This window comes from Xanthovirga aplysinae, from assembly GCF_009711365.1.
GTDB classification, from domain to species: domain Bacteria; phylum Bacteroidota; class Bacteroidia; order Cytophagales; family Cyclobacteriaceae; genus Xanthovirga; species Xanthovirga aplysinae.
The window spans coordinates 1-13109 of sequence record NZ_SMMB01001230.1; the positions used below are offsets into that span (position 1 = coordinate 1).

13 protein-coding genes and 1 pseudogene are annotated in these 13109 nt (G+C 34.9%); 5 read left to right on the forward strand and 9 right to left on the reverse strand.

Annotated features, from left to right (window positions below; translation table 11 throughout):
- Together E1171_RS18005 and E1171_RS18010 are read right to left on the reverse strand one after the other, a co-directional pair.
- A partial coding sequence (locus E1171_RS18005) for an AI-2E family transporter (RefSeq protein WP_155207449.1) occupies positions 1 to 1043 on the reverse strand: 1043 nt, incomplete at its 3' end.
- A 202-nt stretch (positions 1044 to 1245) separates the two neighbouring features.
- Positions 1246 to 1872, reverse strand: a complete 627-nt coding sequence (locus E1171_RS18010) for a coiled-coil domain-containing protein (RefSeq protein ID WP_155207450.1) — start codon at positions 1870 to 1872, stop codon at positions 1246 to 1248.
- Between the two features lie 468 nt (positions 1873 to 2340).
- Here E1171_RS18010 and dpp5 point away from each other — a divergent pair, with 468 nt between their 5' ends.
- Positions 2341 to 4392: a dipeptidyl-peptidase Dpp5 gene (gene dpp5 / locus E1171_RS18015; RefSeq protein ID WP_246164413.1), complete on the forward strand. Its 2052-nt coding sequence runs from the start codon at positions 2341 to 2343 to the stop codon at positions 4390 to 4392.
- A gap of 134 nt (positions 4393 to 4526) precedes the next feature.
- On the opposite strand, the gene E1171_RS18020 is transcribed toward dpp5, so the two are convergent.
- The 5 genes from E1171_RS18020 to E1171_RS18040 all read right to left on the reverse strand — a co-directional run bounded on the left by E1171_RS18020 (position 4527) and on the right by E1171_RS18040 (position 8886).
- Positions 4527 to 5438, reverse strand: a complete 912-nt coding sequence (locus tag E1171_RS18020; protein ID WP_155207451.1) for a hypothetical protein — start codon at positions 5436 to 5438, stop codon at positions 4527 to 4529.
- A 234-nt stretch (positions 5439 to 5672) separates the two neighbouring features.
- A complete protein-coding gene (tyrS, locus tag E1171_RS18025) occupies positions 5673 to 6956 on the reverse strand; it encodes a tyrosine--tRNA ligase (protein ID WP_155207452.1) in 1284 nt (427 codons plus the stop codon).
- Between the two features lie 277 nt (positions 6957 to 7233).
- Positions 7234 to 7650 carry a hypothetical protein gene (locus tag E1171_RS18030; protein ID WP_222931537.1) on the reverse strand — a complete coding sequence of 139 codons (417 nt, stop codon included), beginning with the start codon at positions 7648 to 7650 and terminating at the stop codon, positions 7234 to 7236.
- A gap of 15 nt (positions 7651 to 7665) precedes the next feature.
- Positions 7666 to 8109, reverse strand: a complete 444-nt coding sequence (locus E1171_RS18035) for a hypothetical protein (RefSeq protein ID WP_155207453.1) — start codon at positions 8107 to 8109, stop codon at positions 7666 to 7668.
- A 132-nt stretch (positions 8110 to 8241) separates the two neighbouring features.
- Positions 8242 to 8886, reverse strand: coding sequence for an SDR family NAD(P)-dependent oxidoreductase (locus E1171_RS18040; protein ID WP_155207454.1), 645 nt, complete (start codon positions 8884 to 8886; stop codon positions 8242 to 8244).
- A gap of 631 nt (positions 8887 to 9517) precedes the next feature.
- On the opposite strand from E1171_RS18040, the gene E1171_RS18045 reads away from it, so the two are divergent.
- The 4 genes from E1171_RS18045 (at position 9518) to E1171_RS18060 (ending at position 11731) form a co-directional block, all read left to right on the forward strand.
- On the forward strand, positions 9518 to 10033 hold the full coding sequence (locus E1171_RS18045; protein ID WP_155207455.1) for an RNA polymerase sigma factor: 516 nt from the start codon (positions 9518 to 9520) through the stop codon (positions 10031 to 10033).
- Positions 10014 to 10499, forward strand: coding sequence for a hypothetical protein (locus E1171_RS18050; protein ID WP_155207456.1), 486 nt, complete (start codon positions 10014 to 10016; stop codon positions 10497 to 10499). The genes E1171_RS18045 and E1171_RS18050 overlap by 20 nt, the downstream gene beginning before the upstream one ends.
- A gap of 30 nt (positions 10500 to 10529) precedes the next feature.
- Positions 10530 to 11078: a DUF4252 domain-containing protein gene (locus tag E1171_RS18055; protein ID WP_155207457.1), complete on the forward strand. Its 549-nt coding sequence runs from the start codon at positions 10530 to 10532 to the stop codon at positions 11076 to 11078.
- 62 nt (positions 11079 to 11140) lie between these two features.
- Complete coding sequence (locus E1171_RS18060; protein WP_155207458.1) at positions 11141 to 11731, forward strand: DUF4252 domain-containing protein; 591 nt, start codon at positions 11141 to 11143, stop codon at positions 11729 to 11731.
- 97 nt (positions 11732 to 11828) lie between these two features.
- On the opposite strand, the gene E1171_RS18065 is transcribed toward E1171_RS18060, so the two are convergent.
- Together E1171_RS18065 and E1171_RS23930 are read right to left on the reverse strand one after the other, a co-directional pair.
- Positions 11829 to 12785 (reverse strand): transketolase family protein, encoded by a 957-nt coding sequence (locus E1171_RS18065; RefSeq protein ID WP_155207459.1) that lies wholly within the window; start codon positions 12783 to 12785, stop codon positions 11829 to 11831.
- A pseudogene (locus tag E1171_RS23930) lies at positions 12782 to 13109 on the reverse strand (vWA domain-containing protein); the annotation flags it as partial. The gene E1171_RS18065 and the pseudogene E1171_RS23930, both read right to left, overlap by 4 nt.

The following is a 13109-nucleotide window of genomic DNA, read 5'->3' on the forward strand; positions in this document are numbered from 1 at the left end:
ATCGGGAGAGCAATTAATAGACCAAGAAAACCTAGTAATTTCCCCCAAATGGAAAGTGAAAGTAGCATTTCAGCAGGGTTCAAACCGACTGCTTCACCAATTATTTTTGGGTTCAAAATAGTGTCTTGAATAATTTGTACCACAGCAAATACAAGAAGCACTAAAGCCATAATTTTCCAAAATCCCTGACCAGTTTGAAGAGAAAGCCCAAAAGCAGAAATAGCAGCTGGGACAAACCCTAGGGTTTGCATATAGGGAATCATATTGAGTAAGCCGGTAAAAATACCGATTAATATTCCTAATGGTAGGTTGATTAAACTAAAACCTACTGAAAAAAGGATTGCCATGATCACGGAAACCAAACCTTGAGCTCTAAAGTACTTGCTCATAGCGGAAGTGAAAGATTCAATTACACCCAATATGTGTTCTTTATAAGCAGGGGGAATCACTTTTTGTAAATCTGACATAATTTTGTCATAATCAATCAGAATGAATATGACATAAAGGAGAATCACCAACGTACCAAAAAGGCCTAAAATCAGATCTAAAGTGCCTGAAAATAATTTCCATATTCCAGGAATTACTTTTTTTAAAGTTTCAATCGCATAATCCTGCCAATTTTTTGCTTCCAAGAACTGTTTTATGGATTCATTTTCTGATAAGTTATAAAAGAACTCTTTTACTGTTACGGGAATGTTTTGATCTGATTTGATCCCTTTAGATAAATCATTCAGTTGTGTGCCAATTTGGGTGATTTCATCCCCTATTATGGGAAAAACAATTCGAACGCTAAGTGTCAAGGTTAACAGTGTTAGAAAAAGACTTATAAAAATGGCGAGGGCCTTTTTCTTGATTCTTAATTTTTTTTGAAGAAATACGACTAATGGATTTAGTAAATAGGCGATAATAGCGGCAACAGCAAAGGGAATTAATACATCCTTTAGGTAATCAATAAGGCGATAAGCTGCCCAAAGTATGAAAAGAGCAATTCCTATTCTTACCACTCGATCAAAAGTGAATTTTTCTTTACTGATCAGTGCCATAAAACAGTATTTTAAGTTCTTTTTTAGAATAATTTATCGAAAAATGGAGATAAAGAACCAATTTTCCAATTTCAAAAACCTAGAATATGGACTAAAGAGTGCGTAATGTGGGAAAAAAGTAATATAGTTTTCAAAAAACACACCCTAGCTTTCAGGCTTTTCCATCGGCTAGGGTGTGTTTTTAGGGTATTTTCCGATTTGATTATTTATTTATTCTTTTTCTCAGACTTTCGTATTTTTTAGTGATCTCATCAGCTATGTGGCCAATTTTTTCTTTAGTTTGACCCCAGCTGTCATTTATTCGGTTTTCAATATTCTCTAAGTCGTGTTCAATCTGTTCCTTTTTTGTCACGTATTTTTTGCCTAACTCTTTTTTTTCATCGGCGAATCTTAATCTTTGTAACTCAAGCCGCGCATCTAATTCCTCTTTTTCATCCTCTAGCTTTTGGATATATTTTCTCAAAGCCACTTTTAATGACTGCGGTGCCTTTTTTAAGGAACCCTTAATATCCGCTTTTAGCCTAGAATAGGATTGATCAATTTGATTTTTTTGCTTGGTTATTGCTTCTAAGGTTTCGGCCTTTCCAAGAGCTAATTGAACATTTAAATCGTCAAATTCCCTTTGAAGTTTCTCCCCTTCTTTATAGGATTGTTTTTTAATTTCATTAATCTGTTTTTGAGCTTCATTAAGGGAGTTGCGAAATTTCATTTTCTCATTTTCTAAGGAATTTACAGCCTTTTGCCTGCTGTTTTCCAACTGATCTTTTATTTCATCGATACGATGTCGGATGTTATTTATCCTCATCTTATCGCTTCCACCTCTTTCCATAATAAAAAGTTTAAAAATTATAGTGGTAGAAATTATTTCACAATTAATTCCCAAGTTTTTGATCATTATTCGAATCCATATACTTCTTCTTTTATATAAACATATTTTTTTTACTGTAGATTTCTTTGTAACGAAATGGTTGCTTTCCAAATGAGAAACAATGTTCATTTTAATTGAGGTGGACATTTTGCTCCCCTTTCACAATAAATTTTTGATCCCTTACGGGAGTAAAAGTGGGAGAAAGGAGGATCAGTAGTGCATTCAATTGGCAATTCTCAGGTTTAATCAAGTCGTTTTCATTTAAGAGAAAATTGATTTAAGATTTTTTCGGGGATTTGAGGATTTAGAGTAAAACTGGTCTATTTATTACTTTCAAAGGTTGCCTGCTTGTTGAGGTTTTGCATTTGAAAGAAAACAGGTTTATGTTTGTTTCAATTCTAATTTTTAACCAGAACTTATAATTGCAATATGATGAAGACCTATAGAAATTTCTGGCTGATAATGCTTTCCTGTGTAATTTCATGGGGAGGAGTTAAAGCTCAAGACAAATTAACTCCCGAAAAATTATGGGAATTGGGAAGAGTAAATGGAGGTATTGTATCACCCGATGGTAAGTCTGTATTATATGGGGTGGCCAATTATGATTTATCCTCTAACTCGGGAAAAAATGCATTATTTGTTAAATCCCTAAAGGACGGGAGTACAACACAGATTAAATTGGAAAACAGTGCCGGTCAGCCTGGGTGGACTCCAGACGGTACAAAGATTACCTTTATTTTAAAAGGACAATTGTGGGAAGCAAATCCTGATGGATCTGGGTTGAAACAAGTTTCCCAAGTTAAAGGTGGAATTACCTCTTATCAATATGCTCCTACCATGGATAAAATTGCTTATTCTAAGAATGTTAAAGTGGGGCAAAATACATTAGATCAGCATCCGGATTTGCCAAAAGCAGAAGTGAAGATTATTGATGATCTAATGTATCGGCATTGGGACCAATGGAGTGATGGGTTTCACAGTCATTTATTTCTTGTAGAATATAAAAATGGAAGTTTACAGGAAGGAGAAGGAGTTGATATTATGCAAGGTGAGGCTTTTGACACTCCTACAAAACCTTTTGGAGGGGCTGAAGATTATACTTTTTCTCCTGATGGTAAATTTTTAGCATATGTGTGTAAGAAAAAATCAGGTAAGGAATATGCCATCAGCACTAATACCGATATCTACCTTTATGACACAGGACATAAGACGACAAAAAATTTAACCGAAGGAATGATGGGCTACGATACCCACCCATTATTTTCACCCGATGGAAGTAGGATTGCTTGGTTAAGTATGGCCAGAGATGGGTATGAATCTGATAAAAATGAGATCGCGGTTTATGATTTCTCAAGGAAGGAAAAAGTAATGTTGACCCATGATTGGGATGAAACGGTTTCTTCTTTTATTTGGGGGAAAAATAAAAGTAAGATTTATTTCTTAGCTACCGTAAATGCCACCGGTCAATTATTTGAGATGAAAGTGCCTTCAAATTTCGAAAAGATTAAAGAGGATAACATTCGTCAAATTACCACAGGTACCCATAATTATTTGTCATTAGGAATTACTGGTAGTAGTTTAATTTCCTTAAAGCAATCTATGTCAGCACCTACTGAACTTTATCAGGTAGATATTAAAACAGGTTCCTCTCAGGCTTTAACCTTTGAAAATGCAGAAGTTTTAAGAAAATTAAAGATGGGAAAGGTAGAGAGGAGAATGGTGAAAACTACCGATGGAAAAGAAATGTTAGTATGGGTGATATTACCGCCGGATTTTGATCCAAATAAAAAATATCCTACACTTCTTTATTGTCAAGGGGGACCTCAAAGCCCTGTTTCTCAATTCTTCTCCTATCGTTGGAATTTTCAATTGATGGCAGCCAATGATTATATTATTGTTGCCCCAAACCGAAGAGGTCTACCGGGTTTTGGCCGAGAGTGGAATGAAGCCATTAGCGGAGATTGGGGAGGGCAGTCAATGAAGGATTATTTGGCGGCGATTGATGATGTGGCAAAAGAACCATATGTAGATGCAAATCGTCTGGGGTGTGTAGGTGCGAGCTATGGAGGCTATTCCGTTTTTATGCTTGCTGGTATTCACGATCAACGTTTTAAAGCTTTTATTGCACACGATGGTTTGTTTGATATGAAAAGCTGGTATGGAACAACTGAAGAATTGTTTTTTGCCAATTGGGATTTAGGTGGTCCGTATTGGGAAGAACCAAAGCCTAAAGCATACACAAAATTTAACCCAAGTAATTATGTGCAAAATTGGGACACACCCATTCTCATTATTCAAGGAGGAATGGATTTTCGAGTGCCTATTGAGCAAGGGCTGGAGGCTTTTCAGGCTGCTCAATTAAGGGGTATACCATCAAAGCTATTGTATTTCCCTGAAGAAAATCACTGGATACTTACCCCTCAAAACGGTATAGTTTGGCAGCGGGAATTCTTTAATTGGTTAGACAGATGGTTGAAGTAGGCTAAGCAATACTTTTTCAAATAAATAAAATGTAGAAATAAAACTCTGTAGTGGTTAATACTTCAGAGTTTTATTTCCCCAAAGAAGGGAGAACAGGAACCTTAAATCTATTTTGGAAGTATTATTGGTAAGGATTAAATCTCTTCTAGTTGTTTTCTTCTGGTGTTGTAAATTTTTACTCCTTTTAATTCTTTTATCCTATTTTGCCCATTTATAAAAGTTAGATCTCCTCTTTGGTTTTTACTCTCCCTAAAATGAGAGTACACATATCCCTCCTTGATACTTTTAGGTTGTAATCTCTTAAGTTTGTCTTTTCTGACAAAAAATGCATTATTGCCATTGCTGTTGCATCCAATAAATGCGTATCCTTTTTTCATTGCTAAATCACATAAAGTGGTAATAGAGGCACCAAAACACAGGTTGCTGTGGTGATAGTTAGTCCTATAGAAATCCTTTTTATAGGGAACTGTCCATGGATTTTCTGGTCCAAAAACACTGTTATATTCCATTATTACTATTATGGGATTTATTACTGAGATTTCTTTCCAAATCCAATAATCATTACCATCAATATCAATGTGTAACAAACCTATTTCTCCCGTAAAACCATATTTCGTTAGGAGGGAGTTGATGTTTTCCTTTGTAATAAAAGCATGAACTGCGGTCAAATCGTGTTGCCAATAAAGGTTGTCTCTCTTGATATATTTGATGTGCTTTTCAGAGCCATCCATGATCAATCCTTTCCAATTATTGTTAATCAATAGGAAACGAGTGTTTGATTCTTCATAATTTTCAACTCCGAATTCTACAAATACTTTATTGTCAATATCAAGGTAATTTACTAAAAACTGAATGATGCCATCGTCACCCCATTGGGAAAAAACTTTATATTCTGCTATCTGAATGTTGTTAAGGATGGAACTCTGCATATTAGAATGCAGGGACGAAAGGAGTTTTGCTGTTAGTATGTTATTTTTTTTAATCGCTTCTTCAGACTTTAACAGTTTATAAAGTAGCTGTCTTATTTTATAAAATTTTTGAAACATTTCTGAAATTTTTAAAGGGGGATTTGGAGGAGAGAATTTAGTAGGCAATTAGATGGAGGCCTTTGGAAAGGTCTTAGTAAGGTAGTGGTTAATATTAAATTTTCAAAGGACTACCTTGGATTGGAAATGTGGAGAAGTATTGGGAAGGGAGGGAGGTTTATGTTTTTTTATTAGCGGAAGATCAAAATTTCGAGCTTGATTTATTTTTAAAACAAGCTCGAAATTTTAGTTAATTTAATTCACCTTTATTAAAAAGTAGTTTTTCTTACCTTTTTGCACCAACAGATATTTACCCTGAAGTAATTCAAAATCTACAGGCGCCTCACTATCCGTTATTTTAGATTTATTAATGCTCACACCCCCGCCTTTTATCATTTTTCGGGATTCACCTTTTGATTTAAAAATGGTTCCCTGAGATTTTTCACTGAGCAATTCGGTCACATTTGCCGTTTGTTCAAGAACATCTTTGGAAATATCTACCATGGGAACACCCTCGAAGACTGCCAATAAGGTCTTTTCATCTATGGTGGCTAATTCTTCAGTGGCAGATTTGCTGAATAATATCTTTGATGCTTTCACCGCCATCTCATAATCCTCTTCGGAATGTACTCTAATAGTAATGTCCTTAGCCAATGCCTGTTGCATAATGCGTAAATGTGGTGCTTCTTTATGGTCTACTTCAAGTTTTTCTATTGTATTCTTGTCTAACAAAGTAAAAACCCTTAGCAATTTTGGCGCATCCTCATCAGAAACATTTAACCAAAATTGGTAAAAATGGTATGGGGAAGTCATTTCAGGGTCAAGCCAAACGTTGCCGCCCTCTGATTTTCCGAATTTGGTTCCATCCGATTTTGTAATCAAGGGAGTGGTAAGGGCATAGGCTTCTCCACCTGCTTTTCTTCGAATGAATTCAGTACCTGTGGTAATATTTCCCCATTGGTCTGATCCTCCCATTTGAAGTTTTACCCCATTATGTTGATATAAATGATAAAAATCGTACCCTTGCAGTAATTGATAAGAGAACTCCGTAAAGGATAATCCAGTTTCCAACCGTTTTTTGACCGAATCTTTAGCGGTCATATAATTGACCGTTATATGTTTTCCCGCATCTCTTAGAAATTCGAGAAATCCAAAATTTTTAAACCAATCATAATTATTGACAATTTCGGCTGAATTCTCACCACAGTCAAAATCTAGGAATTTGCTTAGTTGTTTACGAATACCTTCCTGATTGGCCCTTAAAACTTCTTCGCTCAATAGATTTCGTTCTTCAGATTTACCAGATGGGTCCCCAATCATTCCTGTTGCTCCACCAACTAGGGCTATTGGTTTATGACCTGCTAATTGCAGTTGTTTAAGTAACATGATAGTGGCAAGATTGCCAATATGAAGTGAAGTAGCCGTTGGGTCAAATCCAATATAGGCTGAGGTCATCTCTTTTAGAAGTTGTTCTTCAGTACCAGGCATCATGTCATGGATCATGCCTCTCCACTCCAATTCATTTAAAAAATCTTTCATTTTATTGATTCTTATGTTTTGATATCCTTTTTCGAGGTCAATGCTTTTAAATATCTCCAATGAATTTTGAGCCTCTTGCAGGAGAAAGGATTGTTTCTAGAATAACAGCAAAGATAAATAAACCCAAAAAATAAACTATAATATTCCAAAATTGTAAAAGAAAAGGGTGAAATGAGTACTTAACTCTCAGATGCTAATAAAAGGGGGAGTGATTGTTGGTAAGGAAATAATTCGATGGATCTAGTTTAAGGTGAATTGTCTCCACCTTTATCATTACTTATTGTCTTCTTTTTAGCAAATATCGTGTGATGAACAGGCCTTCTCCTTCCTTATTACCACTTCCTCTGGCAAGGACACCTGCTGTAACTTCCACAACAGTCCATCCTTCTTGATATAAGGAGCTGATTTCTGAGGTTATTACTAAATCATTACTTCGCACATTGGAGAAGTTTATCCCCGTTACACTGAAGAAGTTTTGTAATTTAACTTCCTTCATTTTTCCATCTGCATCTACAGTGATCAGTCGGGATCTTCCAATTCCTCCAGGAATAACAGACTCAATGGCGGTGAGTTGTCTAAACTCATAGTCCTGAGGTTTTGAATCTTTTCCGGTGGTGGCAACGATAAGAAGAATAATGAAAGCAGAAAGGCCAACGAAGCTGGCAGCATATAGGAAAGCATTTTGTTTACTCATGTTTCAAGGACTTTTTTAAGGACGACTGATGCTGAGTGTATAGTGATAACTTGCGAAAAAGGTTATCATATTCTCCTTGTCCAACAGGAGCAATTCGCTATTGGTTCCACTAAGTTTTTCATCTGCGGAAATATTAATGTAAAGCACGTCCTTTTTTAATTTACCCCTTACCGGGTTTTGATCTTTAAATTTTAGATAACCACGATGAGAAAGTTTTAATCGATTTCCGCTTCTACCTATTTTGAATTCGTTACTGTACAAGTAATTGTCTCGATTGTATATAATGATGGATTTAAAGGTATTTTCCTCCAAAGTCATTTCAATTGGTAAAGAGGGAGTAATAGTTTTGTCGTTGTAAATGACCTTTATATGATCAATGGTTAGGTAGTAGGTAGGAGAGGGGATATATATATTTATAGGGAAAAGTAGAAAAAATAGGCACCCATATATCTTTTTCACGGCCATAATGGTTTAAAAAATGTCTTTTAACCTAAAAGGTAAGAAAAGAGGATAAAGTTCGGTTCTGTTTAAGAAGGCAATTTGTTATGGGCATGAATTCACTTCTCAGAACCAATGTATCTCCTATTTTCGCTAATAAACTATTTCCATAGCTTTTCTTTTGGAATATAATTCCCAAAATTTTTCCGAAATAGCCATAGGATTATAAATTGGGTCATTATCTGAAACTAATCCTTTGACGGTTACAGTAGCCACAAAAATTCCTTTTTTTCTCAGGGCAGAATGTAAGGAAAAAGTTAGATTCCTTAGTCCAGCTTTACCGATAGCCAATGATCCGTAATCTGGCCAGGGTTGCAGGGACAACCCTCCTCCAGTCGTTAAAATAGCCCCTTGATCTTTTTTCATTTTGTCAATAACTATCTTAGAAGCAGTCAACAGCCCGGTTACATTCACCTTAAAATCAGAATTGATTTGCTCGGGATCTTCTTCCAAAATATTGACTTTTTTTACGACGGCTGCATTGTAATGCAAGATTTGAGTGGCTCCCAATGACTCCTCAATTTCTTGAAGTACTCTCTTAATTTCTTCCGATTTTCCGGCATCAGCTGAAAAAATGTGTGCTTCAATATTCTTTTGGAGCAAATGGTCTTGAAGGTTCTTTAGTTTCTCAATATTCCTTGATACCAGTGCTACTTGAAATCCTTCTTTGTAAAATCGTTCAGCAACACCTAAACTAATACCTTTTCCTGCTCCAATTATGGTTAAAACTTTGGTCATTGATTTTTAGAAGTTAAAATTAACCACTTAATTAGGTGGGTTGGTTTTGATTTTTTTGCGCTCAGATAAGTTACAATTGCTTCTATTTTCCTTTTGCCCTTAGATGGAGATTAACCCATAATATAACTTCCAAGAATTAAGCATTGATCAAATGAAAATTCCCCATGATGATCAAAAGCTTTTTCTTCCTTTAATTTAGAGGGTTTGTAAATTAAACTAAGGTTAAATTTTATTGTTTTGTCGATTTGGTTTAAAAAGGAAGTAAGGAAATTATCAAATTGCATGAAGCTATATTTTTTACCATTGATAGGGATTAGTGATAAAGATCTTAATATCCTATTTCATTTTTTTGATTAGAAAATCATAGTTGTGATGTCTTTTTTCTTTTAGGATCTGAGAAATTTTTGTATTGGTTTTTATAAGGAAACTAAGAAGAGTAAATGGAGATTTCTAATTTAATTCCTTTTTAATAAGTCACTTATGTTGTGTGAAGGATTTTACAAATAGGTTGCCTAATCGATAAATCTTATCGATTAATTTAAAAATTTAATAAAATTTTTTCTAGCCTCTGTAATGTTTTTAATGCTTAATCGTCTTCAAAATAACTAACTCTTTATACTTTCTATAAACAATGACTAAGGAAGAATTCTTAGAAGAAATACTACCCTTAAAAAATAAATTATTTCGATTTGCAAAAAGTTTATTAGGAAGCCCAATGGAAGCAGAAGATGTAATTCAGGATGTTTTTGTGAAATTATGGATGCGAAAAACAAAGTTGGGGGAATACAAAAACTTGGATGCTTTTGCCATGACGATAGCGAAGAATTTATGCTTTGATCATTTAAAATATAAAGGACGAAATATGGAGGGTTTAGAAAAAATTGACCATGGGATGGACCTTCTTACGCCATATAAGGAAACCGAAACGGGAGATACAATGAATGTTATTCAAAAGATTATTCAAGGTTTGCCTGAGCAACAAAGGTTGATCTTACATTTGAAGGATATAGAAGGACAATCATTTAAAGAAATAGAAATTATTACAGGGCTAAACATCAACACTTTAAGAGTTAATTTATCCAGGGCCCGAAAGAAAGTTAGAGAAGAACTTAATAAAATTCATGGTTATGGAATCGAAAGTTGTTGAAAAGTTGCTGGAAAGATATTATGAAGGCAATACCTCAGAAGGGGAAGAACATAAATTAAGAGCATATTTTGAAGGGGAGGATGTCCCCAACCATTTAAAGCCCGTTCAATTACAATTTAAATATTTCCAAAATGCGTCATTGGAAAAATTGGAAGATCATTCCTTTGAGAAAAAGGTAATCGATAAGATTCGTGCCCAATCTTCTCATGAAAGAAAATTCAACTTGTTAGGGTTGAATTTCTCAAAATTGTCAATAGCGGCTAGTTTGCTCTTGCTCTTGGGGTATTTTTTCCTTGCTCAACCAGACTTTTTTAAGAGAGAAGATTCTATAACAAAAAGTACGGTTAATGACCCAGAGCAAGCCTATCTTGAAACCCAAAAGGCCTTATTATTAATCTCACAAAAACTCAATAAAGGAAATAGAGAATTAAAGAAAATTGAAGATTTGAATAAATTAAAATTTTAATACCCTTACTTAATAAACTAAAGGAGAAGCATGAAGAAGTTCATTTTAATTTTAGCAATAGGATTGATTCCTAATCTTACCTTTTCTCAGAATAAATCTATAGATGATATTTTTGACCAATATGCAGAAAAGGAGGGATTTACTTATGTATTTATATCCAAACATATGTTCTCTTTGGTTTCGACTTTTACCAAAGGTGAAAATAAAGGCTTTGATGAAGAAACCAAGAAAACGATGAAGACGGTGAATGCCATTTCGGACCAATTAGATGAATTGAAAATCTTGGCATCTGATCATCGTGTGGATGAAACAAATGGTAAAGAGTTTTATCAAGAACTTACTTCTATGATCTCAAAAGATGAATACCTGGAAATAATGACGGTTAAGGATGCAAAAGAAAATATTAAATTTCTCATTAAGCAGGAAGGGGAGTTGATCTCTGAATTGTTAATGGTTGTTGGTGGTACAGATCAGGTTTTAGTCGATATTAAGGGAAATATAGATTTGAAAAGGATTGCTCTACTTTCTCAGGAATTAAATGTTGAAGGCTTAAAATATCTGAAAAAGATTGAGAAATAAATATGCTGCTGATTGATTCTGAAAAGTGGTGATTTAATTGAAAATACTAAAAAGACTTTCTTATGATCAGAATTTTAAGATACTCCCTAATAATATTGTTTTCTTTTACCTTTCTCTCTCAGGGGCAGGCAAAAGAAAAAAAGAAATCCCTTAAGAGATTTTATAAAGAAAATAAGATAAAGGGAGAATCACACCTTTTGGGCGTACCTGTTTGGTTGACTCACGGCCCAGCCAGTTTAGTGTCTTTGTTTGTCAATCGTAAAAATAATCCGGAGTTAAAATTGGGCATCAAAGTATTGAAACAAGTTAACAGTGTAAGGATAATGAATGTCGAAAGAAATTCAGATGTTTTATATAACACCGAGTTAATTCGAGGTTTTAAATATTGGGCTGTAAGCCAAAATTATCTGGATTTATTGACGGTAAATAGTGCGGATAGTTTTGTAAAGGTTTCTATTAAATACAATAAGAGGAAGAGTAAGATAAAACGGTTGATGGTAGTAGTTTTTGAAGATAACTCTTTTACTGCGGTTCACATTAAAGGGGGAATCAAGCCTAAGCAATTAAAAAGGTTAATTAGATATATTATTGATAAAGAAGAAATGAATTTGATGCCGAATAGGAATGAAAAAGTTTTGGTTAAACATAATTAAATGGATTCTAAAAGTATAGGGGAGTAGAAGGGAGGAAAAAGAGGCTGTTTTAGATAATAAAACAGCCTCTTTTGATTTTAGAATTAGAATAAGTTGATTAACTTTTTCTTTCAATAGCTTTAAGTGCGGCGTCAACAATGTGTTCTGCAGTTAAACCATATTTTTTCATCAAGTCGGCAGGGGTACCACTTTCTCCAAAAGAATCATTAACAGCCACAAATTCCTGAGGAACTGGATTGTTTCTTACCAACGTTTGGGCAATACTTTCACCTAAACCACCTGCAATTTGGTGTTCTTCAGCAGACACAGCACATCCTGTCTTAATGACAGATTTTATGATGGCTTCTTCATCTAGAGGCTTAATGGTGTGGATGTTAATGATTTCAGCACTAATTCCTTTTGATGCTAAAATAGCTTCTGCTTCAATCGCTTCCCACACTAAATGACCAGTAGCAAAAATACTTACATCTTTTCCTTCCACCAGATGCAAGGCTTTACCAATTATGAACTTTTGATCTTTGGGTGTGAAAATTGGAACTTTTGGCCTTCCAAACCGAAGATAAACAGGGCCTTGATAATCAGCAATGGCTAAAGTGGCCGCTTTTGTTTGATTGTAATCACAAGGATTAATAACGGTCATGTGAGGTAACATCTTCATCATACCGATGTCTTCCAATATTTGGTGGGTTGCCCCATCTTCTCCCAAGGTAAGACCAGCATGAGAAGCACATATTTTTACATTTTTACCTGAATAGGCAATGGATTGTCTGATTTGATCATAAACTCTTCCTGTGGAAAAGTTTGCAAAAGTACCTGTATAAGGAATATGTCCATCAATAGCCATTCCTGCTGCCAGCCCCATCATATTGGCTTCAGCAATACCTACCTGAAAAAAGCGCTCTGGAAATTCATGCTGAAAATCTCCCATTTTTAATGAGCCAATTAGATCGGCACAAAGGCCTACTACTTTATTATTTTTTCTACCAGCTTCTAATAAACCAGCTCCGAATCCGGATCGGGTATCCTTTTTTTCGGTGTATGAAAATTTTGTCATCTCCCGTTTAATTTAATTGTGGTTGTTGATCCTGATGAAATTGAAAAATCTTTTACTTGGGTGTATTTACTTCCCATTGCTTCACAAGCCCGGAATACCAATCGGTAATTTCCTGGCTGCATAGTAATTGCTCCTGTGGGGTTTTCCTCTAATTGGCCAATGACATGTTGGCGTCCATGTTCATCTATGCGGTATAAAGTACTAACTCCGCCCACGTTACTACTGTTTAAATTTAAAATGCCTGGTGTTGCTAAATAAATTTTAGTGGTTTGATCGGGCTTAATTTCCACTTCTTTAAAAAAAGTACGAGGAAAAGTAAGGACT

Bases quoted from the DNA above. Each gene is read 5' to 3' on its own strand.
- E1171_RS18010 (WP_155207450.1), bottom strand. From the start codon at position 1,872: ATGGAAAGAGGTGGAAGCGATAAGATGAGGATAAATAACATCCGACAT.
- dpp5 (WP_246164413.1), top strand. From the start codon at position 2,341: ATGATGAAGACCTATAGAAATTTCTGGCTGATAATGCTTTCCTGTGTA.
- E1171_RS18020 (WP_155207451.1), bottom strand. From the start codon at position 5,438: ATGTTTCAAAAATTTTATAAAATAAGACAGCTACTTTATAAACTGTTA.
- tyrS (WP_155207452.1), bottom strand. From the start codon at position 6,956: ATGAAAGATTTTTTAAATGAATTGGAGTGGAGAGGCATGATCCATGAC.
- E1171_RS18030 (WP_222931537.1), bottom strand. From the start codon at position 7,650: ATGAGTAAACAAAATGCTTTCCTATATGCTGCCAGCTTCGTTGGCCTT.
- E1171_RS18040 (WP_155207454.1), bottom strand. From the start codon at position 8,886: ATGACCAAAGTTTTAACCATAATTGGAGCAGGAAAAGGTATTAGTTTA.
- E1171_RS18045 (WP_155207455.1), top strand. From the start codon at position 9,518: ATGACTAAGGAAGAATTCTTAGAAGAAATACTACCCTTAAAAAATAAA.
- E1171_RS18050 (WP_155207456.1), top strand. From the start codon at position 10,014: ATGGAATCGAAAGTTGTTGAAAAGTTGCTGGAAAGATATTATGAAGGC.
- E1171_RS18055 (WP_155207457.1), top strand. From the start codon at position 10,530: ATGAAGAAGTTCATTTTAATTTTAGCAATAGGATTGATTCCTAATCTT.
- E1171_RS18060 (WP_155207458.1), top strand. From the start codon at position 11,141: ATGATCAGAATTTTAAGATACTCCCTAATAATATTGTTTTCTTTTACC.
- E1171_RS18065 (WP_155207459.1), bottom strand. From the start codon at position 12,785: ATGACAAAATTTTCATACACCGAAAAAAAGGATACCCGATCCGGATTC.